The organism is Thiocapsa bogorovii (assembly GCF_021228795.1).
Lineage (GTDB): Bacteria > Pseudomonadota > Gammaproteobacteria > Chromatiales > Chromatiaceae > Thiocapsa > Thiocapsa bogorovii.
Genome location: NZ_CP089309.1, coordinates 4,057,086 through 4,077,440, shown reverse-complemented (window position 1 = coordinate 4,077,440; position 20,355 = coordinate 4,057,086). Strand labels below are relative to the sequence as shown.

Annotated in this window: 21 protein-coding genes; 16 read left to right on the top strand and 5 right to left on the bottom strand. The window is 64.7% G+C overall.

What is annotated here, in order from left to right:
- Window position 1 precedes the first annotated feature (1 nt).
- The gene (locus tag LT988_RS18060) at window positions 2–1,756 is read right to left on the bottom strand and encodes a 2-oxoacid:acceptor oxidoreductase subunit alpha (RefSeq protein ID WP_232406914.1); all 1,755 of its coding nucleotides are present in this window, start codon (window positions 1,754–1,756) and stop codon (window positions 2–4) included.
- 225 nt (window positions 1,757–1,981) lie between these two features.
- Here LT988_RS18060 and nifV point away from each other — a divergent pair, with 225 nt between their 5' ends.
- The 5 genes from nifV to nifM all read left to right on the top strand — a co-directional run bounded on the left by nifV (window position 1,982) and on the right by nifM (window position 5,733).
- Window positions 1,982–3,130 carry a homocitrate synthase gene (gene nifV, locus LT988_RS18055; protein WP_232406913.1) on the top strand — a complete coding sequence of 383 codons (1,149 nt, stop codon included), beginning with the start codon at window positions 1,982–1,984 and terminating at the stop codon, window positions 3,128–3,130.
- 21 nt (window positions 3,131–3,151) lie between these two features.
- Window positions 3,152–3,694 (top strand): hypothetical protein, encoded by a 543-nt coding sequence (locus LT988_RS18050; protein WP_232406912.1) that lies wholly within the window; start codon window positions 3,152–3,154, stop codon window positions 3,692–3,694.
- Window positions 3,695–4,044: 350 nt separating this feature from the next.
- A complete protein-coding gene (gene nifW / locus LT988_RS18045; RefSeq protein ID WP_232406911.1) occupies window positions 4,045–4,389 on the top strand; it encodes a nitrogenase-stabilizing/protective protein NifW in 345 nt (114 codons plus the stop codon).
- A complete protein-coding gene (locus LT988_RS18040; RefSeq protein ID WP_232406910.1) occupies window positions 4,373–4,864 on the top strand; it encodes a nitrogen fixation protein NifZ in 492 nt (163 codons plus the stop codon). Before nifW ends, LT988_RS18040 begins: the two co-directional genes overlap by 17 nt.
- Window positions 4,861–5,733, top strand: a complete 873-nt coding sequence (nifM, locus tag LT988_RS18035; RefSeq protein WP_232406909.1) for a nitrogen fixation protein NifM — start codon at window positions 4,861–4,863, stop codon at window positions 5,731–5,733. Before LT988_RS18040 ends, nifM begins: the two co-directional genes overlap by 4 nt.
- A gap of 183 nt (window positions 5,734–5,916) precedes the next feature.
- Here nifM and LT988_RS18030 read toward each other — a convergent pair whose 3' ends face one another.
- Window positions 5,917–6,363 (bottom strand): hypothetical protein, encoded by a 447-nt coding sequence (locus tag LT988_RS18030; protein WP_232406908.1) that lies wholly within the window; start codon window positions 6,361–6,363, stop codon window positions 5,917–5,919.
- Window positions 6,364–6,617: 254 nt separating this feature from the next.
- Window positions 6,618–8,021, bottom strand: a complete 1,404-nt coding sequence (locus tag LT988_RS18025; RefSeq protein ID WP_232410611.1) for an alpha/beta hydrolase — start codon at window positions 8,019–8,021, stop codon at window positions 6,618–6,620.
- A gap of 39 nt (window positions 8,022–8,060) precedes the next feature.
- On the opposite strand from LT988_RS18025, the gene LT988_RS25320 reads away from it, so the two are divergent.
- The 4 genes from LT988_RS25320 to LT988_RS18010 all read left to right on the top strand — a co-directional run bounded on the left by LT988_RS25320 (window position 8,061) and on the right by LT988_RS18010 (window position 10,021).
- Window positions 8,061–8,189 (top strand): hypothetical protein, encoded by a 129-nt coding sequence (locus tag LT988_RS25320; RefSeq protein WP_269752061.1) that lies wholly within the window; start codon window positions 8,061–8,063, stop codon window positions 8,187–8,189.
- 337 nt (window positions 8,190–8,526) lie between these two features.
- Complete coding sequence (locus LT988_RS18020; protein WP_093028450.1) at window positions 8,527–8,745, top strand: Trm112 family protein; 219 nt, start codon at window positions 8,527–8,529, stop codon at window positions 8,743–8,745.
- A complete protein-coding gene (locus LT988_RS18015; protein WP_232406907.1) occupies window positions 8,711–9,379 on the top strand; it encodes a Slp family lipoprotein in 669 nt (222 codons plus the stop codon). The genes LT988_RS18020 and LT988_RS18015 overlap by 35 nt, the downstream gene beginning before the upstream one ends.
- Window positions 9,380–9,391: 12 nt before the next feature.
- A complete protein-coding gene (locus tag LT988_RS18010) occupies window positions 9,392–10,021 on the top strand; it encodes a Slp family lipoprotein (RefSeq protein ID WP_232406906.1) in 630 nt (209 codons plus the stop codon).
- Window positions 10,022–10,213: 192 nt separating this feature from the next.
- Here the strand turns inward: LT988_RS18010 and rapA are convergent, their stop codons facing one another.
- Both rapA and LT988_RS18000 read right to left on the bottom strand, forming a co-directional pair.
- A complete protein-coding gene (gene rapA, locus LT988_RS18005) occupies window positions 10,214–12,994 on the bottom strand; it encodes an RNA polymerase-associated protein RapA (RefSeq protein ID WP_232406905.1) in 2,781 nt (926 codons plus the stop codon).
- A 117-nt stretch (window positions 12,995–13,111) separates the two neighbouring features.
- Window positions 13,112–13,465, bottom strand: a complete 354-nt coding sequence (locus LT988_RS18000) for a magnesium and cobalt transport protein CorA (RefSeq protein WP_232406904.1) — start codon at window positions 13,463–13,465, stop codon at window positions 13,112–13,114.
- A gap of 694 nt (window positions 13,466–14,159) precedes the next feature.
- Here LT988_RS18000 and LT988_RS25315 point away from each other — a divergent pair.
- From LT988_RS25315 to LT988_RS17970, 7 genes are all read left to right on the top strand, one after another.
- Window positions 14,160–14,282 carry a hypothetical protein gene (locus LT988_RS25315; RefSeq protein WP_269752060.1) on the top strand — a complete coding sequence of 41 codons (123 nt, stop codon included), beginning with the start codon at window positions 14,160–14,162 and terminating at the stop codon, window positions 14,280–14,282.
- A gap of 120 nt (window positions 14,283–14,402) precedes the next feature.
- Entirely contained in the window at window positions 14,403–16,481 is a 2,079-nt protein-coding gene (locus LT988_RS17995) for a putative bifunctional diguanylate cyclase/phosphodiesterase (RefSeq protein ID WP_232406903.1), read from the top strand.
- Window positions 16,482–16,536: 55 nt separating this feature from the next.
- Window positions 16,537–16,818, top strand: coding sequence for a circadian clock KaiB family protein (locus LT988_RS17990; protein WP_232406902.1), 282 nt, complete (start codon window positions 16,537–16,539; stop codon window positions 16,816–16,818).
- A 16-nt stretch (window positions 16,819–16,834) separates the two neighbouring features.
- Window positions 16,835–17,890: an ABC transporter substrate-binding protein gene (locus LT988_RS17985; RefSeq protein ID WP_232406901.1), complete on the top strand. Its 1,056-nt coding sequence runs from the start codon at window positions 16,835–16,837 to the stop codon at window positions 17,888–17,890.
- Window positions 17,891–17,918: 28 nt separating this feature from the next.
- Window positions 17,919–19,565 carry a sensor histidine kinase gene (locus LT988_RS17980; protein ID WP_232406900.1) on the top strand — a complete coding sequence of 549 codons (1,647 nt, stop codon included), beginning with the start codon at window positions 17,919–17,921 and terminating at the stop codon, window positions 19,563–19,565.
- Between the two features lies 1 nt (window position 19,566).
- Complete coding sequence (locus LT988_RS17975; RefSeq protein WP_232406899.1) at window positions 19,567–19,974, top strand: response regulator; 408 nt, start codon at window positions 19,567–19,569, stop codon at window positions 19,972–19,974.
- Window positions 19,971–20,270, top strand: a complete 300-nt coding sequence (locus LT988_RS17970; protein WP_232406898.1) for a circadian clock KaiB family protein — start codon at window positions 19,971–19,973, stop codon at window positions 20,268–20,270. Before LT988_RS17975 ends, LT988_RS17970 begins: the two co-directional genes overlap by 4 nt.
- Window positions 20,271–20,355: the final 85 nt, after the last annotated feature.

Here is a 20,355-nt window from a genome sequence, read left to right as displayed (position 1 = left end):
CTCAAGTCTCCTCGCGCTCATGACATTCGATCAGCGCGCCCATGATCTCGGCGGGACGCAAGGGTAAGGGGCCGGCGCGTGCATAGGAGCGTGCATGCGCCGGGAGCGCCTGTTGTGAATGAAGATAGGCGAAGCACTGTGCGGTCTGGTTTTGCTCGACCACCAGGATCGAGCCGGCCGATCCGATCGCCTCGAGCAGCGCCTCGCGTTGCAGTGGCTCCAGCAGGCGCAGGGCGATCACCCGCGTCGGAGTGCCCGAGTCACGCAGACGCTCGGCGGCCTCGAAGACCGGCCCCGCCGACGAACCCCAGGTCAAAAGCAGATGGTCGCCCTCGCCCCGGATCTCGGCCCAACTCGGTCCATAGTCGAAGCCGGTCAGTTTATGCAGGCGTTTACCGAGCTGCTCGGCATGGTCGATCGCGCGACTCGACGGCGTACCGCCCGCGCCGTGTTCAAGACCCTCGGCCGTATACATGCCGCCCGGCACGCCGGGCAAGGCCATCGGCGAGACCCCGTCCGGCGCCGGCCGATAACGCCGGTGATCGGAATCGGCGGCACCGGCAATCAGCCGTCGCATGTGCGGCCTCGTGCATGCCCCGAACGCCTGGTCGCCGGGTGGGTCGATGATCGCACGCGACTGACCCAGCATCTGGTCCGACAGCACGATCGCGACCGTCTGCAGGTGCTCGGCCAGACCGACCGCCCATTCGACCGTGTCGATGCAATCGCGAATCCCTAAAGCCGCCAGGACGAGATGCGGGGCGTCGCCGTGCAGGCCGTAAAGCGCGATGTTGAGATCGGACTGCTCTGACTTGGTCGGGATGCCGGTCGAAGGACCGCCGCGCTGGACATTGACGACCACGACCGGGGTCTCGCTCGCCACGGCAAGACCCAAGCCCTCAACCATAAGACTTAGACCCGGGCCGGAGGTCGCCGTCAGCGAGGGCACGCCGCCGAACGAGCTGCCGATGATCATGTTGATCGAGGCCAGCTCGTCCTCGGCTTGGAGCAACGACCCGCCCAGCAGCTCCAAGCGGGGTGCCAGCCACTCCAGCACCTCGCTCGCCGGGGTGATGGGATAAGCGGCCACGAATCGCACCCCGCCGCGAACGGCGCCCAGCCCTGCGGCCTCGTTGCCGCTGATGTTCCAGCGCGCGACGGCTGGGTGAAGCGTGGTTGATGGCACGGGCGCAGCGGCAGCTGCCGCATACCCGGAGCGGACGCAATCCAAGGAGGGGGTCAGGATGCGGCCGCCCTTGCCGCCGAGCGTCGCACGAACGCCGGCTTCGAGTGCGTCCAGCGGCAGCCCGAGCATCGCGCCGACCATACCGAGCGCGACCATGTTCACCCGGCCTTCCGTCTCGGCATCGGCGAGCGCCTTCCAGGGCAGGCTTCGCACCTGCGCGCCGGAGCGGACGAGGATCTCGGGGATCGGCCCGGCCTGCGCGTCGGTCAAGATAAGACTGTTGCGATCGAGGGGCAGCTCGTCGGCAAAGCGGGCGACGTTCTCCCAGTCCAATCCCACGAGCAGGTCGAAGCGATCACCCATGCACTCGATCGGCTGCGGCCCGAAGCGCAGCATGGCCGCGGACTCGCCGCCGCGAATCTGCGGACCGGCCGAGCGGCCGAGCAGGCCGAAATAGCCGGCGCGACCGACCGCGGCGAGCAGGATGAGACCCGCCGTGACCGCCCCGCTGCCGCCGGAGCCCGTGATGGCGAGGGTGGCGCCCCCGGCGAGGGTGGGTCGTTCGGTCATCCGCAATCCGCTCGTTGTCATCGCACTGTCTATTGGAACCGCAAAGGCGCGATCGGCGCAAAGCTTTTCGAGTGCCGTTGTCTGTGCGACATGGCCGCCTCGGCCAGGCATGTCGGAAACCCGCCAACCTCACGATCGATCAGATTCAAGTTCATGATTTTATGAATAAACAAGTATGGCTTGCTGTTTGCTTAAGGAGTCTTCGACATCTTCGAGGAGCCGGGCATGGAACCGCAACAGGTCACGATCAACGACACAACCTTACGCGACGGCGAGCAATCGGCCGGCGTCGCCTTCTCGATCGAGGAGAAACTCGCGATCGCGCGCGGTCTCGACGCACTCGGCGTGCGCGAGCTCGAGGTCGGCATCCCTGCGATGGGAGAAGAGGAGCGCGAGTCGATCCGGGCCGTCGCCGCGCTCGGGCTCTCGGCACGTCTGATGGTCTGGACCCGAATGCGCCCCGCGGACATCGCGCAATGCCGCGACCTGGGCGTCGACATGGTGGATCTGTCCATCCCGGTCTCCGACCAGCAGATTACCCGCAAGCTCGGACGCGATCGTGCCTGGGTCATCGCGCAGATCCGACACCAGGTCGGGGTCGCTCTCGACATGGGGCTCGAGGTCTGTGTCGGTGCCGAGGATGCCTCGCGCGCCGACCCGGAGCTTCTCTGGCTCGCCGCAGAGGCCGCTCAAGACGCCGGCGCCCGACGCTTCCGCTTCGCCGACACGGTCGGCCTGATGGACCCCTTCACGGTCTACGAGCGCATGCGCGATCTTCGCGCCATGGTGGACATCGAGATCGAGATGCATGCCCACGACGACCTCGGGCTGGCAACCGCCAACAGCCTGGCAGCGGTCCGCGGCGGCGCGACGCACCTCAACACGACCGTCCACGGGCTCGGCGAGCGGGCCGGGAACGCCGCGCTCGAAGAGGTCGTGATGGGGCTCAAGCACCTTCACGGTATCGACAGCGGAATCGACCTGCACACCTTCGCGGAGCTTTCCGGACTGGTCGCACGGGCCTCTGGAAAGCCCGTCGCCTGGCATAAGAGCTTGGTCGGCGACGGCGCCTTCATGCACGAATCCGGCATCCATGTCGACGGTCTGTTGAAGGATCCGATGAACTATCAAGGCATCGATCCCGCCGACGTCGGGCGCAAGCATCACCTGGTGCTCGGCAAGCATTCCGGACGGCACGCGATTCGCCAAGCCTACGCTGATCTGCTCTGCTTCGATCTGAATCTCGATGACGCCGATCGGCTCCTTCCCCTGGTCCGGCGCTTCGCGACCCAAAGCAAGCGCCCGCCCGAGGCACTGGAGTTGATGGGATTCCTCGCGGAAATCGGCAATCCGCTGGCCGTTCGGGTTCAATAAGCTCGGAAGGAGACGCGCACGATGGATCTCTTGGATTTCGACGGCGAACCCATGTATTTCGACGAGCCTGTCTCGCCGGATGTGGAGCGGCTCCTCGACGAGGCGGCGGAAGGCTACGGCGATGACACCGCAGAGGATCGGCTGCTGCTCGCCTATTTTCTCCAACCGGAACACCTGACCGTCCTGGTCGCGCTCTATCGCTATTTTTACTACCGGCACAGATATCGCGAGGCCCTCATCACGGCCGACCGTGCGATCGCGCTGACCGCGGCCAGGCTCGACCTACCGACCGACTGGCGGGACCTGCGCGAGGCCGATCTCGGGCAGTCGGTGCTCATCTCGATGAGCTTGACGCGATTCCTGCTGTTGGCGTTGAAAGGCTCCGGATACCTCCTGTTTCGCCTCGGCGACGCAGCGGGCGCACTGAAACGTTTCGAAAAGATCGCCGAGGTCGACACCAGCGATCGGCTCGGCATCGGCGAGCTGCATGCGATGGCGCGTTCCGCGGTGACGCGATCCGCGCTCAAGGGCGCGGGCGACAATGTGCGGTACTTCAAGGGCTAAACCGCGTCCTGTGCGACGGGAGATGCCGAGCGTACCGAGACGCTCGGTGCAACTCGGTCGGATCGTGCCGGACGCGGTTTAGGGATCGAAAAGAGTTTTCAGAGATGAAACTCGTGACAACCGCTCTGCGGTGTCACGCATGCCCCGTGGCGCTCCGCGCCAAGCGATGCGAGCGCCGGCTTGGCGAACAAGTCAGGACGATGGGTAGGGTGGACAAGCGCAGCGCAGTTCACCGGCGCCGGCATGAGGCTCGGTGGACTTCACTCTCGCTCGTCCACCCTACCGCCCGGTTTTGTGAGAAAGACCCGCGACTCAATCATGCCACCAAGACTGCAATGAAGGAGACGACCATGACCGACGATGAATTCGACCTCGACCTCGAGGATCTCTCCAGTGCCGAAGACTTTCTGACCTATTTCGAGATCGATTTCGATCCCGCCGTCGTTCATGTCAATCGCCTGCATATCCTTCAGCGCTTTCACGATTACTTGGAGCAGGTCGATGAGATGCCCGATTCCGGGATCGCCCGTCGTGCCCTGTATGCGGATCTCCTAAAGTCGGCCTATCGCGATTTCGTGATCTCCGATGCCGCGACCGAGAAGGTCTTCCGCGTCTTTCGAATGAACGAGCCCAAAAGCGTGCGGGTCGCGCTCAGCGATCTGACGGAGCAAATGCCCGATGCGGCCCGGCTTTGAGTATGGCGACGAGGTGCGCGTCGTGCGCAATGTGCGCAACGACGGCACCTTTCCGGGGCGCCAGACCGGAACCCTCTTGATCCGACGCGGCAGCACCGGCTTCGTCCGCGACATCGGGACCTTTCTTCAAGACCAGATCATCTACTCGGTGCATTTCCTGGAACATGATTTGGTCGTGGGCTGCCGCGAGGAGGAGCTTCAAGCCGCCTCGGCACCCTGGACACCAAGCCGCTTCGAGGCACGCGAGAAGGTCGCCAGCCGGGTGCCGCTCGGCATTCGGGGCGAGGTCTTGGTCGAGGCCGGGGAGATCGGCGAGGTGATGCGTGTGCTTCGGGATCATCCGGCCGGAGTCGCCTACGAGGTCCATTTCGCCGATAGGCCGACGCTTCAGGTGCCCGAATCCGCGTTGATCGAGTCCGCCGCTATCCAGAGCGATACCCCGGACAGGCCGGGGTCGGAGGTCGAAGCGCCGTGACAACGACATCCCTTCGTCAATCGCCGGTCTCGTCGATGGACGGCGAGTATCGCTATCACCTGCTGCGCGCGGCGTTCGAGCGTTTTCAATGCGATCTGGTCAGCATTGACGCACGGCGTATGGCCGAGGTCGAAAGCCAGGCCCGCCGGACCTTCGACCTGGAAAGCCTGGTGCTTTCATCGTGCGAGGCGCTAGACGCGGTCGTACCGGAGCAGCGAATCGAGGACGCACTCGGGGAGCTGCGGGGCCGCTATCCCGACACGGACGACTTCGAAGAGGACATGGCCCGCAACGGTCTGGACGAGGACACCATGCGCCGTGCGCTCCTGCGCGAGCTCACCTTCGACGCCGTGATGCAGCGTGTTGGCAGCTACGCAGAACCGATCACCGAGGTTGATGAGCGGCTCTTCTACGAGTTGCATCGCGAGCGCTTCCTGACACCGGAGCACCGCGCTGCACGCCACATCCTTATTACCGTCAACGACGACTATCCGGAGAACACTCGCGACGCGTCGCGCGCGCGGATCGAACGGATCGCGGCAGACCTGAAGGGTCATACCGAGCGATTCGGCGAGCTGGCCCGAAGGCATTCCGAGTGTCCTACGGCAACAGAGGACGGGAACCTCGGACGCGTGAGGCCGGGACAACTCTTCCCGCAGCTGGACAAAGGACTATTTGGGTTACAGGCAGGGGAAATGAGTGGGCCGTTGGAATCCGACATCGGCTTTCATCTTCTGCTCTGCGAGGGTATCGAGCCGGAAAGATCGGTGGACTTCGAGCAGGCGCGGGCCAAGATTCGGTCGGCACTCGAACAGCGACGCCGACGCGAAGCTCAAAAGGATTGGATCGCGTCGCTGCGCCGGAACTAGCGCGTCTGGGTTTTCGATCGCCTCGCCGCTAAACCCCATCACGTCGCCGATTGGAGCGGTGGGTGGACAAGCGCAGCGCAGTCCGCCCACGTCGGCGTTGGGATTTGGTGGACTGCGCTGCGCTTGTCCACCTGACCCGCGACCAAACTCATGACATCCGCTCCGCGTCGTCGCCCTGCCCCGCTACGCCACCTGCTTTTCTGCCTCTCCGAGCTTACGGATCAGTGGATACAGATGCTCCGTCTCGCGCTGAATACGATCCATCACCAGCGCAAACATCTGCTCGGTGTCCTGTAGAAACGAGGGATGATCATCGATGGTCAAGGAGCGACGTTTCTGCGAGCACCATTGCTTCACATAAGCATTGAAGATGCGTTTGATCTCGGTCGAGCCGGAGAGAAAACGATTCGCGGTGTTCTTGATCTTTTGATCGGGATTGGAGATGAGCTGACTGCAGATCTCCCGATCGACAAGCTCCATATGTTCCTTGACGCGATTGGTCAGATCGAAGAAGACGTCGCAGGTAACATCCGTATCGCACATTGAACGGTCTCGAACCAAATAGAGAAAGACATTCGAGAGCTCCGTAATCTTGTGGTTTTGCGCGTGTAATTCGGCGAATGCGACCATGGTAAAGCTCCTCCGGTCGATAGTAACGTGGTAATAAACGTGGTGGCTCGAGGCGATTCGGCCAGGAGGCCGGATTTTCTGTGGTGACCCAAGGCACAGGCTGCGGTCGGTGTCGCAGCTCCAGTAAACCTTAGCGCTTTTGGTAGTTTACGCGAAAGCACAATTCAAGAGTAGCCTGCGCAGGATCAAAAATTTCGGACAACTTCTCGCCCGCCTGGCTCGAATCCTCGCCATAAACAGGGTTATTGGGGTCATCAATCCGCGACGAGCGGAAAGGTGACGGCGACGGCACAAGCGAATGCGATCGCATTCGCAACGGCAGCGACCGCCGGGTGGCGGGTACGGCGGTACACCCAGCCGCTCAGGAGCCCGTAGATCAAGAACAGCACGAGTATCGCCGGCACAATGATGACCAAAAAAAACAGCTCGTTCAGATTCAGCGCGACTGCGGCGAGCAACGAGAACAAGAAGAGGATTTTGGTCAACCAATATCCACCCCGCGCCGCACCGGACCCACGGGTCGCCCACTCGTCGGCGAGAAAATAGACGAGCGTTCCGACGAGGATCGCAAGCACCAAGTGCACGCGCTCCAAGCCCGGAAGCAGGGCGGTCACGAACCGATCCGTCGGCACGGCAAAGGCGAGTGTTGCATAGACCGAGGCGGCGAGAATCGCGATCGACATCGCCGATTTGCTCACCGAGCTTTGCCGGACCGGTACCGCCGGGCGCATCACCCACACGCCGAGCGCAGTCAGGATGCCGTAGACGGCGAAGTGCAGCGCCAGGTAGTCGCCGAGCATGATCGAAAGGAAGTCGCTCGGGACCTGCCAGAGGATAAGCGGGGTCAGCACGGCCGGCGCGATCGCAACCGGCAGTAACCGCCGCCAGCTCAGCCCCGCGCCGAGGGGCCGGTCGGCCACTCGTGGCAGGAGCCGTGACAAGGGCCAGCCGAGGGCGAGAATGCCGAGAAACAGAAGCCCGAGACCCGTGCCGCGACGATCGACGAAGCCGCTTCCGGTGCGCGCGAACGTCGCGTCGAGCCAGGCCAGCGACTCGGCCAGCGCGCTCTCCGCATAGAGCACCCCGATGTGCTCGACACCGGGCGCGAGCACGAGACGCCGCCCGCTGCCGTGATCCGGGTCGCCGTAGGTCCGTCCCGCGTCGACCTCGCCTCCCGTTGCCTCGCCGATGGCTGCACGCCCCTGCGCGTGGAGCATCTCGGGCTCCAGGTCACCATAGACGAAGAGCACATTGCGCAGGGACGCCGTGTCCGTATCCGCCGAGAGGTAGGGTGAGACGAGCACGCAGGCCGCGACCGGGACCTCCGCTGACTCAGCAAAGCGCGCCAGAACATCGCCCGCCATCGAGTGCCCGAGCAAGGCGAGTCGGCCGTCCGCTTCGGGCTGTCGCAAGCCCAGAGCCACCGCCGGCGCAAGCGCATTCGTCAGGACGCGCAAACGCGCCTCTTGATCCTCCAGATTCGCAACAAACGGCGTGGAATTTCGCCCGTGTCCCGGGAAATCAAAGGTTACGGCGATATAGCCGTTTCGTGCCAAGGTGACCGCATAGGCCTGCATCATTTGACGCGACCCCGCGAACCCGTGGGCGATCACCACGACCGGGGCCGGCGCATGGCCTGCAGGCCGATACAGTGTCATGGGCACGCCGGCCTCGCGCACCTGGACGATCGACAACCCGTGAGTGGCGGATTCGAGTTTCAGAAGCCCAACCGCCAACAGGCACACCGCGATCACAGCAACGACAACGGGAGCGATGACCGCACCGAGGAGACCGGCTTGCTGCTGCCCAACGGGGACTTTATCTGAAGGATGCATAGGATCTCGGGCTGAGTGACGACCGGGGCGGACCTGCGCAGGACAGCGATGCCGGCGCTGGGGAATCGTGGTAGACCGCCGTGCTCTGCGGCAAGCCCAACGTTGACGAGATGCAGCGACGCCGCCGGCTTTTCAACGGATCGCGGACAACCTCCGCTGGTTGTGCCTCCTCCCGGGGCGGTAGAATCGGAGATCGACCTTAGGGCGGCCGTTCGGGTCCGGACCGACACGCGACCGGACAGTCCAGCGGACATCCATTCGGGGCTGCGTCCGAACCGGCACCATTAGGACGCGCCTCATCATCACAGCCTTGCGGAGATCCACCATGCTGGACAAACAACTGCTCGACATCCTCGTCTGCCCCGTCACCAAAGGCCCGCTGATCTTCGACAAGGCGCGCGGAGAGCTGATCTCGATCTCGGCGCAGCTCGCCTATCCGATTCGCGACGATATCCCCGTGATGCTCGAGGAAGAGGCCCGGCCGCTCTCCGCCGACGAGCTCGAGGTCTACCGTGAGCGCCGCTCCGGCAAGCACAGCCATCCGTAACGCCCGGGGCGCCGCCGGCGGCGCGGGCCCTTCCGGTCCGGCTTCGGGTCGGCGGACCGACCGCGATTCGGCCCGCGTCCTGACGCCTCGACTCCAAACACTCCGGATCGCCGTCGTCGGCTTACTGCTGCTCGGCGGATGTGCCACCAGCCGCGTGCCCGAGTCGATTCGCGACCCGGCGCTGCCCTCGCCCGCCGTGAGCGAGGTGCAGCAACGGCCCGAGACCTTCATCGGACAACGCGCGCGCTGGGGAGGGAGTATCTTGGGCGTGCACAACGCCCGCGACACCACCGGGATAGAGGTGCTCGCTCGACCTCTGAACAGCAGCGGCGAGCCCGACGGCACCGCCGGCGGCCTGGGGCGCTTCATCGTCGAGTTGCCCGGCTTCAAGGACCCCGCGGAGTATCCGCAACAACGTCGGTTGACGGTGGTGGGCCCATTGGTCCGGGTGGAGACCCGCGATGTCGGTGAGTACCCCTATCCCTATCCGGTCGTCGCGGGCGATGTCTGGTATCTCTGGCCGGACCCGCCGACCGTCACCACCCCGTGGCCATACGACTACCCCTGGTATCGCCCCTGGTATGGCCCCTACTTCGGGCCCTGGCTCGGACCCTGGTACGGCCCCTGGTATTGAGGTGACGCGAATATGAGCATCGACCCACGATCAAGCCAGGGTTGGCCGAAGGTTCTCCGCGCGCGACGACGCCTGTCCGGGCTCGGCGGCGGCGGGCAGACTGCATGTGCGCTCGCAGGGCTTGTCCTGGGGCTCGCGATGCTCGCCGGTTGTGCAACCCGGCAAGGCTGTGTCGAGCCGGTCGGCGCCTCGGGACTGACGCCCGAGAGTGTCGGTGCGCTCGGTCAAGGCGAAGGCGCGGTCGTCACCTGGGGAGGCGTGATCGCCGACACCCGCAACCTCGCCAGAGAAACCGAGATCGAAACGATCGGTTACCGGCTCGATCGCTGCGGGAAGCCGACGACGAGCGGACAACCCATCGGTCGGTTCATCGCCCGCCAGACAGGCTTCCTGGAGCCATCGGACTATCGCACGGGCCGCCGCATCACGGTCACCGGCCGCGTCGCAGGCGTGCGCGACGGTCAGGTGGGCGAGGCAAGCTACCGTTTTCCCGTCCTGGACGACGCCGTGGTGCGTCTCTGGCCCGACGCGGCCGCCGATGACAGAGCCGGGTGGACGCCCCGCCTGACCCCCTACCTCGGGATCGGATTCGGCAGCGGGGGTTTCGGGGGGATCGGCGGCGGCATCGGTCTCGGCTTCTGAATCGCGTCCCGAGCGGTCAATCGCGGTTTGACGTGTGAGGACGGCCATCCTGCGCCCGGGAGATCCTTTCCCGGAAATCACCCTAGTTCCTTGAACCGCGTCGACTCCGACGTTCATCGGAAGCCAACGCCTCCGCAGACCTGTGCTGAAATGACATGTCGCGCCGGACGCGGTTCAAGCGGTTCAAGCGGTTCAACCGGTCACGATCAGCCGGAGCGCATCCAGTCTCAGTTCGGTCTTCGCCAGCGCCTGCGCGAGCTGTTCGCGTCGGTCCTCGAGCGCGGCGATCTCCTCCGGGCGCACATTGGGGTTGACCCGCGACAAGGCGCGTAGACGGTCAAGCTCCTCGCCCAACAGGGTCTGCATCCGCGCGGCCGCATCCCGACGCAGGTCAACCTCGGCCGCTCGGGCCAAGTGCTCGCCGGTCTCGATCATGGACACCAGGCGTTCGCCCCGCGACTCCAGCAAGGTGCGGGCGAGCTTGTGGTTATGGTTGAGACAGTGGCCCTGCAGGTCCTCATGCGGGATCGTCTCGGCCAGATCATCGCCGGACTCGTCGATCAGGAGCCGCAGCAGGGTCGGCGGCAGGAATCGGCCTGCCTCGAGATGCGCCGGGGCCTGACACTCGGCGACGTAGAGCGCTTCGAGCAGCAGGCTGGCGCGTTTGAAGCGTCCATCGCGGACGATCGTCAGGGCCGAGGTTCCGAGATCGGAGGCGGTCAGAAGCTCCATGGCCGCAAGGACCATCGGGTGCTCGCGGGTCATGAACTCCCAGTGCTCGTGCGAAAGCGCGGCGCCCCGGTCGAAGGTCAGGGTCAGGCCCTCTTCGGGCAGTTCGGGGAAGGTCTCCTGGAGCATGTGCGCGCCCGGGCGCACCACCAACGCGTGCCCGGGCGCCGACTCGTGCTCGACACCGAAACCGTCCCAGAAACGCTTGAGATAGTCGGCCACATCACCGTCGTCCTCTGCCCGCTCGATGGCCTCGACCAAGGCGGCGGATCGCTCGGGACGGTGTGAGTGCAGCTCAAGGAGACGGTCGCGCCCCGCAGCTAGCTCACCATTCATGCGTGCACTCAGCGCGCGAGCCTCTGCGATCAGGGTGTCGGTACCTTGCGGATCCGCGAGCGCCGCAATCAAGTCCTCGCGGAGCCGCGCGTACACCGCCGGCGCGGCGGGACAGATGGCCGAGAAGGCATTCAGACCCTCGGCATACCACCGGAACAGGACCTCGCCCGGGCCGCCCGCGAGATAGGGGACATGGATCTGCACCCGACGGGTCTGCCCGATCCGATCGAGCCGCCCGATACGCTGCTCGAGCAGATCCGGGTCCAGCGGCAGGTCGAACAACACCAGATGGTGGGCAAACTGGAAGTTGCGCCCCTCGCTGCCGATCTCCGAGCAGAGCAGGATCTGTGTCCCGTCCTCGGCGGACGCGAAATAGGCCGCCGCCCGATCGCGTTCGCGGATCTCCATCTCCTCGTGGAAGACGGCCGCGTGGATGCCGGCGCGGCGCAGCAACACATCCCGCAGATCCAAGACCGTTTCGGCCGCGGTGCAGATGAGCAACAGCTTCTCGGGGCGAAGCCGTCGCAGAAGATCGATGAGCCAGTCGACGCGCGGGTCGATCTCCGACCACGCGGGCCCGAGCAGACGCTCGGGTGCAAACCGTGCGGCCGCGTCGCTCGCCAGCGCCCGGTAGGTGGCGGGCTCCGGCAAGGGATAAGACAGCAGATCGCGCCCCGGAAAACCCGGGATGGACGCGCGCGTGTTTCGGAACATGACCCGGCCGGTCCCGTGGCGGTCCAGTAGCCGCTGGAGAATGGTCTCCGTATCCAGCCCATCCAGATCGCCCAAGAGCGAGGTGATGAGTGCCCGATCGGCGTCGCCGAGCGTCCGCCCGTCGAGCAGATGCGCGGCGGCCGCCGCAACGGGCACATAACTCGCGTCCTCGGCGAGGAAGGACGCATAGTCTCGAAAGCGCTGCGGATCGAGAAGCCGCAACCGGCCGAAATGACCGGCGCGACCCAGCTGCTCCGGTGTCGCGGTCAGCAGAAGCACGCCCGGGGTGCGGTCGGCCAGGTCGGCGACCAGGCGATACTCCGGGCTGGCGGCGGCTTCCGACCAATCCAGGTGGTGTGCCTCGTCGACCACCAGGACGTCCCATTGACCCTCGACGAGCGCCCGTCGTGCCGCATCCGACCGGATGATCCAGTCGAGACTGCAGAGGACCTGCTGATCGGCGAGAAAGGGGTTGGGCTCGGAGATGGACTCGAAGCGCTCCTGATCGAAGAGCGCGAAGCGCAGGCTGAAGCGGCGCCGCATCTCCACCAGCCATTGATGAAGCAGGGGCTCGGGCGCAATCACAAGCACCCGATGCGCACGCCCGGTCAGGAGCATGCGATGCAGGATCAGGCCAGCCTCGATGGTCTTGCCGAGCCCGACCTCGTCGGCCAGAAGCACGCGCGGGGCATCGCGCCGCGCCACCTCGGCGGCGATCTCGAGCTGATGCGGGATCAGACCGACCCGTGCGCCGACCAGACCTCGCACCGGCGAGTCCGCCTCCCGCATGCCCAATAACCAGGTCCGCCAGCGCAGATCGAACCAATGATCGGGATCAAGGCGACCGGACATCAGTCGTTGATGCGGACGGTTGAACCTGAGTCGGTCGTCGAGCTCGGACTCGGGAAGCGCGACGACGGCACCCTGGAGGTCTTCGCAGCGATAGGTGACAAGGCCCGCATCGCGCGTGACCGAGAGGATTGTCAGGTCCCGACCCTCTCGATCGCGGACATGCTCGCCCGGAGTCAACTCCAAACGCACCAACGGCGGATCCGGGAGCGCATAGATACGCTCCTCCCCGGTCGCACGATAGGCGATCTGAACGCGACGCCCATCGACGGCGACCACCAGCCCGAGGCCGAGCTCCCCTTGTGTCTCGCTCAACCAGCGCTGGCCGGGGACAAAGCGATCCATAATTTACCGTTGGGTGAGGAGGATGGTAGTAGCCATCAGCGCGGATTCAGGTCGGAGCCCGCCGCGGGCCCACGAAGGGCGCTTCCGCCGCGTGCGCCCGTGACTGAAACACTCCTACTAGATGCGGCGCCGATAGTCGAGGATGACCGACACGCCGTGCCGCTTGACCTCGGGCAACGCTCGCACGATCGCCCGACGCAAGGTCTTGGGCACCCGCTCGCACAGACGCGCCACCGTGTAGGACGGGAGCCCCCCGGCAAGACGCACGGCCTCGGATCGCGGGATATCCTCCAAGAGCCGGACCTGTGAAGGCTCGCGCAAGCGCAGAAACCGCAGACGCGCCGCGTCGTACTCGCCGCGACCACAGGCGCGACGCACCGTAACAACGTCCTGATCCGAAGACTCGTCGGAACGCGATTCGGACCGCACGGAGGCGGGGGCCTGCTGAGTACGATTCAAGATGTTATTCATCAAATCCATCACCGGATTCTCCTCGACACTGCAGAGCACGCTCGAAGAATCATCGAGCCCGGACCATCGCCGCCGACGCAGGAGCGCATCGACGAACAAGACCGGGACAACCAAAACCGGCAACCGCCGGCACTCAATCGGACGCTGGAGTCTCGAACGGTGCAGCGCGAGAGGTCCATGAACCGCAATGGCCGGAGAAAGCCAAAGACCAATCGCGGCTGGATGTCGGAATTCCCTAGGCCGCCGCTGCGTGGCTGGAGGCGGTTGGCTTTTGGATCCGATGGATGCTCTCCCGTGCGTGCCCGCGAGGTTGCTGCACGTCCGGTCGAGCCGATTGTAGGGTCAGGTGACCGTCTTGGAGGGCTCGTCCGAGAGACGCTGATGCAACGCGCACTCGGGGTCCTGGTCGACCTTCACGCCCGTCTGCTGTCGACTCCGACTGTCCATACAAGAGCAAGCCTCTGTGGCCAAACACGTGCCCTCCGGACCCTATCGAAAAGGGGCCCATCCGAGAGCGGCGCGCATTATGCGATCCTTCCGCGCGCGTGGCAAGACCTTAGAGGCGGACCTTCGAAACGGACTCGACCACCTTCCTGCCGCTCCGACACCCACCGCAGGCACACCCCGCGTCTGTATACTCGGGCATTCGCCGTTCCCCCCGGGTGAGGTTCGACAGCAGCATTCCCAGCACGCCTTGCTTCTGCGGCAAGTCGGATTCACGACCAACCGCGTGCCGGTCGACGAGCTCGGCGAGGCGGCCACATGGGGTTTCGGCCTGCGCATCCTGGTCCTTGCGCGGAGTGCAATGAAGATCTAGTGTCACGAGGGAGATCGATAGTTTGCCCCGCCGCACCTCGATGCTCTCGCCGGCACCGAGCCCGAGAGCCGAGAAACCATGGACGTTTGGAATGGATGACGAGAGAGCGGGATGAAGCGCATGAGCCCGCGCCCTAAGAGCAAATCGGATCACGGAGGTTTCGGTGATGCGCTGGATCATGCCGTCTTCGAAGAGTTGTTGGCTTCGGCCCAAGATGCAATCGTCCTGATCGATCGCCAGGGCCGGATCCTGCGATGGAATCAGGCCGCTGAACGCATCTTCGGCCACTCATCCGACGAGATCATGGGTCGCGACGTTCATTGTCTGCTGGCCCCACCCGGTACCAGGACCGACGCCTTGGTCGCGATGCAGCGGTTTGAATCGACCGGGGAGGGCGCAGCACTCGGTCGCACGCTCGAGCTGAAGGGCGTTCACCGAGACGGCGGACCGATCCCGGTGGAACTGTCGCTGTCCTCGGTCAAGGTCGCCGGTCGATGGTTCGGGCTTGCTGTGATTCGTGACATCACGGAGAGCCATCGGCTCAAGCATGCCCTCGAGCGCACCGAGCGCAACTTCAGCAGTGTGGTCGAGTTGAACCGGGCAGGCATCCTCGTTCTGGACCGCTACGGCAGCATCTGCTTCGCCAACGATGCGGCTCAGATCCTGCTCGATCGTCACGTGGACGAACTGATCGGAGAGCAGTTCGGGATGCCCGCCGGCCAACTGCGCGCGGAAGTGGCAGTCCGGCGCAAGGACGGCAGCCGCGGCACGGCCGAGATGAGTGCGACCGAGACCGAATGGGAAGGCCAGCCGGCGTATCTCGTCATGCTGCACGACGTGACCGAGTTGAAGGATGCAGAGGCGACCGCACGATTCTTGTCGCTGCACGACATGCTCACCGGGTTGCCCAATCGCAGGCTGTTTCACGAGCGGCTCGAGCGCGCCTTGGAACGGGCACGGCGGGACGGCGAGGGTGTCGCCCTCTTGTTCATGGACCTGAACCGATTCAAAGCCATCAACGACGGTCTGGGCCACGACGCCGGAGATGAAATCCTGCGCGCCTTCGGGCAGCGTCTGAGTCGGTGTCTCCGCGCCTCGGACACGGTCGCGCGACTGGGCGGCGACGAGTTTTGCGCGCTCGTGGAGGGTCTCAAGAGCCCCGGCGACCTGGAAGCGGTCGCAGCCAAGTTGCAGGATTGTTTGTCGAAGCCCTTCCGTGTGTGCGACACCGACCTCTTCGTCGGTTCCAGTATCGGGGTCGCACTCTATCCGAGCGACGCGACGGATGCCGACACCTTGCTGCGGCGCGCCGACAGCGCGATGTATGCGGCCAAACGCAGCGGAAGCGATCATTTCAGGCTGTTCGCTGCATCCATGGAGAAGGAGGATGTTGCTGCCTTGCGTTTGGAGCAGCTTCTGCACGTCGCGCTCGAGCGCGGCGAGCTGCACCTTGTCTATCAACCCATCGTCCGCGTCTCCGACCGAACAATGACCGGAATGGAGGCGCTGCTGCGCTGGAAAAGCCCGGATTTGGGAGACGTCCCGCCCGAGCGATTTATCCCCGTGCTGGAGAACAACGGAGGCATCAAGCAGGTCGGCCTTTGGGTCGTCGAGCAGGTCTGCGCGCAGCTTGCGACCTGGCAAGACGCCGGTCTGAAGCCTGTGCCGGTCGCCGTGAACGTCTCCGCGGTTCAACTCGTCGACCGCCGATTCCCTGACCTGGTCCAGAGAATCCTGTTGCGTTTTGCGATCCAACCGGATCTCCTGACCATGGAGTTGACGGAAACGGCGGTCATCGACGACGAGGACGCCGGCACCGTCGCGTTGGAGCGGCTCTCCCGGCTCGGCGTTTGGCTACACATGGACGACTTCGGGACCGGCTGGTCGTCGCTCGGACTGTTGAGAAAGTTGCCCTTCGATGCAATCAAAATCGACCGCAGTTTTGTCGCGGACATCGCCAACAGCCACGCCGATGCCTTGTTGGTGGCCGGCATCGTCAGTATGGCTCACAGCCTGAACAAACGCGTGATCGCCGAGGGGGTCGAAACGGAAACCCATTTGGCTCTCTTGAAGGACTATCATTGCGACTATGCACAGGGTTGGCTTTTGGGCCACCCCGTGGGGGCGTCGCAGACTGTGAGAATGCTCCTGAGGGCGGCGCACTCGGCTGACCGATTGGATCGCCGAACCGCCGAATAGAGGTTTCGGCCCGTCGCGAACCTCCATCACCCCGCTTGAGGATCGTCGAACGACCATGCGCGAATACACATTGCGGCTCTACATCTCCGGAAGCAACGCGAGAAGCGCGCACGCCATCGAGAACCTCCGGTCGATCTGCGAGCAGGAGCTCGAGGGTCGCTACCGGATGGAGGTCATCGACGTCATGGAAGACCCGGATGCGGCGGAAGAGGCTGAGATCATCGCCACGCCGACCCTGATCAAGTCACTGCCGCCGCCGCTGTTGCGAATCATCGGTGACCTGACGGAAAAGGAAAACCTGCTGCTCGGACTCGAACTCGTTCCGGCTGCGGAATGAATCGGCAGCCGATCCGATGAGCATCGCGCCGGACAGGCACGCCCGGATCGAAGGTACCGCCTTGCCAGGTCGGCGCTCCCGGGCGGCGACGCTCTGCACCCTTCTGCTCGGCGGTCTATTGATCCTGATGGCGGGTTGCGAGAAGGCCACGCCGCTTTCGAAGGATTCGGAAACCGTGCGGCTCGGTCTGCCGCTGCAGCCGAGCAGTGCGCTCCTAATTGTCGCGCTGGAAACGGGTGCCTTCGCCGACGTGGGCATCGCGCCCGTGGTCACGGAGTATCCCAGCGGCCGAAGTGCGCTGAGCGACGGGTTGCTGGTCGGCCGCGAGGATCTTGTCAGCGTCGCCGACGTACCCGTTGCCCTGGCGGGCTTCGAGGGGGAGCCGGTGCGTGTCATCGCCTCCCTGTTCTCCTCCGACAACGTCAACCGGGTTGTTGCCCGACGCAGCCTCGGGATCACTGCTCCCGAGGATCTCGCCGGGCGGCGTGTCGCCACGCAGCGCGGGTCGGCGGTGCATTTTTTCTGGCACCTCTTCAGTCTGGACCACCGGATGCACGCCCCGAATCGATTGGTTTATCTGACGCCGGAGGAGTTGCCCGGGGCCTTGGCGGAGGGTCGAATCGACGCCTTCTCGATGCGCGAGCCTTTTGTCACCGAGGCAGGCACCTTGATCGGAGAGGACGTGCTGGTCTTCTCCGCACCGGGTCTCTACGTCCAACACGAGCTCTTGGTCACCGACGAGGCTACGACTCGCGAGCGTGGCGAGCTCTTGGGCGCCGTAATCCGTGCCATGCTCGCTGCCGAAGATTACTGTCGCGACGAACCGGCGGCAGCTCAGGCACTCGTTGCCGCGCGGTTGGGAGTTCCCTTGCAGAAGGTCGCCGATCTCTGGTCGGGCATGGAGTTGAGCGTGCGTCTCGATCAGGGACTGTTGCTGTTGCTGGAAGAGGAGGCCCGCTGGGCGTTGCACGCCGGCCTGTTGCCGCCCGCGGACATGCCGAACTATCTCGACATCATCGACACCGGCCCTCTGGACGGCGAACGTCCGCGTGCGGTGACCCTGATCCGATGACCGAGCCGCTTGCAGCCTTGCATCTCCCATGCGAATCCGCACGCAGCTCGGCATAACCGCCGCACTGATCCTCGGGACACTCGGCTTGATGACCCTCGCCGGTATCCAGCAGCAGCGCGGGCGGGCGGAGCTGGCACAGGCGCAGGCGGACCTGGCGCTTTTGGTCGCGGGCGCGCATGAGCTTTCGGTCCTGTCCAGCGAACTCTTGCTGTATCCCAGCGAACGGGTTCGATCGCAATGGCGGATGCGCCAGGCCTCTTTGGCCGCATCGCTGGACAGCAAGGGATGCTGCCGAAACAGCATGGGGCCCTCGTTTGTCGAGGATGTCGAAGAGAGGCAGCGCAAGCTGGGCGAGTTGTTCGATCGGGTGGTCGCGCTTGGCCCGGCGGAGCAGGACGATGCCGATACCGCCCTGTTGCGGGCGAGACTGGCAACGCAAGTCTTGACCCGCAGCCGTGATCTCACCTCCTGGCTGGAAGAACGCAGAGCGGCGAAGCGTGAATCCGCGTTCGCCGATTTGCGCCGGACCGGCTTCATCGTGGTGACCGTCAATGTCTCGGCGTTCCTCGTGACCGCCTTGCTGCTGTGGTTGCTGTGGCGCAATCTGTCGCGGCCCTTGGCGGAATTACGCCAGGGCTTCGATCGCGTAGCGGCGGGTGATCTCGACTACCGAGTCGATCGAGGTCGCCGAGATGAGCTCGGGGATTTGGCGCGTGGCTTCGACCACATGACCGAACAGGTTGCGCTCAAGGCTCGACGCCTCAGCGCAAGCGAGGCCGCCCTGGCCACGGCGAACGAGATCTTGGAACAACGTGTGGACGAGCGAACAGCCGAGTTGAACCAGGCCAAAGCGAGATTGGAACAGGCCGTTCAGCAGCTCTACGATGCCGGCGACGAGATGGCGCATACCGAGCGTCTGGCCACGCTGGGCAAGCTGGTCGCCAGCGTCAGCCACGAGCTCAACAACCCCTTGATGGGCGCGCTCAATTACGTCCAGCACGTACGCGTCAAGCTTACCGGGGAGCCGCTGGGAGACGCCTTGGTCGGGTGGCTCGACAAGGCGGAGCGCGACATCCTGCGCGCATCGCGCGTGACCGGGAACCTGCTCAGCTTCGGGCGCAAGCGCACCGAGCGCCGCGCGGCAATCAAACCGACCGAGCTGGTGTCCAGCACCTTGGAGCTGGCCTTGCCTGCCTTGAAGCGCGCCGGGGTCGACGCGGAAAACCGTGTGCCCGAAAACTTGCGCGAGGTGTTCGGCGAGCACGAGTTGCTGCGTCAGGTGCTGCTGAACCTGATTTTGAATGCGGTCGATGCGCTGAAGGACGCCCCGGTGAAGCGCATCCTGATCACCGGGCGCGCGGCCAAGCACCGGATCGAACTCGCCGTCGAGGACACGGGGCCGGGCGTGCCCGAGCCGTTCCGCGGCCGCATCTTCGAACCCTTCTTCACCACCAAAGCGGACGGTGAAGGGACCGGTCTCGGACTCGCCATTGCACGGCGTCTGATCGAAGGCGGCGGCGGCACCTTGAACTATGTCCAAGGCGACCGCGGCGCCAGCTTCGTGCTGAGTCTGCCGCCGCTCGAAGAAGACATCGCGAGAGACGCGGTACCCTTGTCTCCGGATCTCAAGCAACCGGAACTGTCCGCAAGACCGAACCAAGCTGAACGAGGCTGATATGGCGCACCGCATTTTGATCATCGATGACGAGGAAAGCATTCGCGATGCCTTTTCACTCGCACTCGGCGAGGAGCAGGGCTACGAGATCTTCGCCGCAGCCAGCGGTGCCGAAGGGCTCGCATTGGTCCGAGAGCGGCGTCCCGATCTGATCTTTCTGGACCTGCACATGCCCGGCATGTCCGGTGTGGACGTCATGCGTTCGGTGCTCGCGGACGATCCTTCGGCTCTGATCTACATCGTCACGGCATTCCATCAGGAATTCATGCAGGAGTTGCGCGCGGTGCGCGACGAGGGGCTGACGTTCGAGCTCGCGCGCAAGCCGCTCGGGGCCGAGCAAATTCGAATCATCGCGCGAGGGATCCTCGGCGGCGGCGTGGTCGATCCGACCGGGAAGGCGGCACCATGACGAGCGAGGCAAAGACGGAGTCCTTGTTCGTGGTCCAGCTCTTCATCGCCGGCGATTCCGAACAAACAAAGGCCGTTCGCGATCGCGTTATCCGATTCGCCGAGGCGGCGCTGATGAAGCCGCATCGGGTCGAGATCATCGATGTGCTCGCAAATCCGGACGTTGCGGACATCGCCCGGATCTTGGTGACGCCGACCTTGGTTATTCGGGCCCCGAACACAGAACGCCGCCTGGTCGGTGATCTGTCCGATGTCGCAAAGCTTCAACTCGTGCTCACCGAGGACGGGCTTGATTGATGCCGGCCCGAAGATCGAGGCCGTGCGGACCGATCTCCGGAGGCGTCTCCCGACAGACACCCCGGCACTCAACTCGGCGGGCCGC

Excerpts from the sequence above, each read along its gene's own strand:
- LT988_RS18060 (WP_232406914.1), bottom strand. The coding sequence starts at position 1,756 with ATGACCGAACGACCCACCCTCGCCGGGGGCGCCACCCTCGCCATCACG.
- nifV (WP_232406913.1), top strand. The coding sequence starts at position 1,982 with ATGGAACCGCAACAGGTCACGATCAACGACACAACCTTACGCGACGGC.
- LT988_RS18050 (WP_232406912.1), top strand. The coding sequence starts at position 3,152 with ATGGATCTCTTGGATTTCGACGGCGAACCCATGTATTTCGACGAGCCT.
- nifW (WP_232406911.1), top strand. The coding sequence starts at position 4,045 with ATGACCGACGATGAATTCGACCTCGACCTCGAGGATCTCTCCAGTGCC.
- LT988_RS18040 (WP_232406910.1), top strand. The coding sequence starts at position 4,373 with ATGCGGCCCGGCTTTGAGTATGGCGACGAGGTGCGCGTCGTGCGCAAT.
- LT988_RS18030 (WP_232406908.1), bottom strand. The coding sequence starts at position 6,363 with ATGGTCGCATTCGCCGAATTACACGCGCAAAACCACAAGATTACGGAG.
- LT988_RS18025 (WP_232410611.1), bottom strand. The coding sequence starts at position 8,021 with ATGACACTGTATCGGCCTGCAGGCCATGCGCCGGCCCCGGTCGTGGTG.
- LT988_RS18010 (WP_232406906.1), top strand. The coding sequence starts at position 9,392 with ATGAGCATCGACCCACGATCAAGCCAGGGTTGGCCGAAGGTTCTCCGC.
- rapA (WP_232406905.1), bottom strand. The coding sequence starts at position 12,994 with ATGGATCGCTTTGTCCCCGGCCAGCGCTGGTTGAGCGAGACACAAGGG.
- LT988_RS18000 (WP_232406904.1), bottom strand. The coding sequence starts at position 13,465 with ATGAATAACATCTTGAATCGTACTCAGCAGGCCCCCGCCTCCGTGCGG.
- LT988_RS17995 (WP_232406903.1), top strand. The coding sequence starts at position 14,403 with ATGAGCCCGCGCCCTAAGAGCAAATCGGATCACGGAGGTTTCGGTGAT.
- LT988_RS17990 (WP_232406902.1), top strand. The coding sequence starts at position 16,537 with ATGCGCGAATACACATTGCGGCTCTACATCTCCGGAAGCAACGCGAGA.
- LT988_RS17985 (WP_232406901.1), top strand. The coding sequence starts at position 16,835 with ATGAGCATCGCGCCGGACAGGCACGCCCGGATCGAAGGTACCGCCTTG.
- LT988_RS17980 (WP_232406900.1), top strand. The coding sequence starts at position 17,919 with ATGCGAATCCGCACGCAGCTCGGCATAACCGCCGCACTGATCCTCGGG.
- LT988_RS17975 (WP_232406899.1), top strand. The coding sequence starts at position 19,567 with ATGGCGCACCGCATTTTGATCATCGATGACGAGGAAAGCATTCGCGAT.
- LT988_RS17970 (WP_232406898.1), top strand. The coding sequence starts at position 19,971 with ATGACGAGCGAGGCAAAGACGGAGTCCTTGTTCGTGGTCCAGCTCTTC.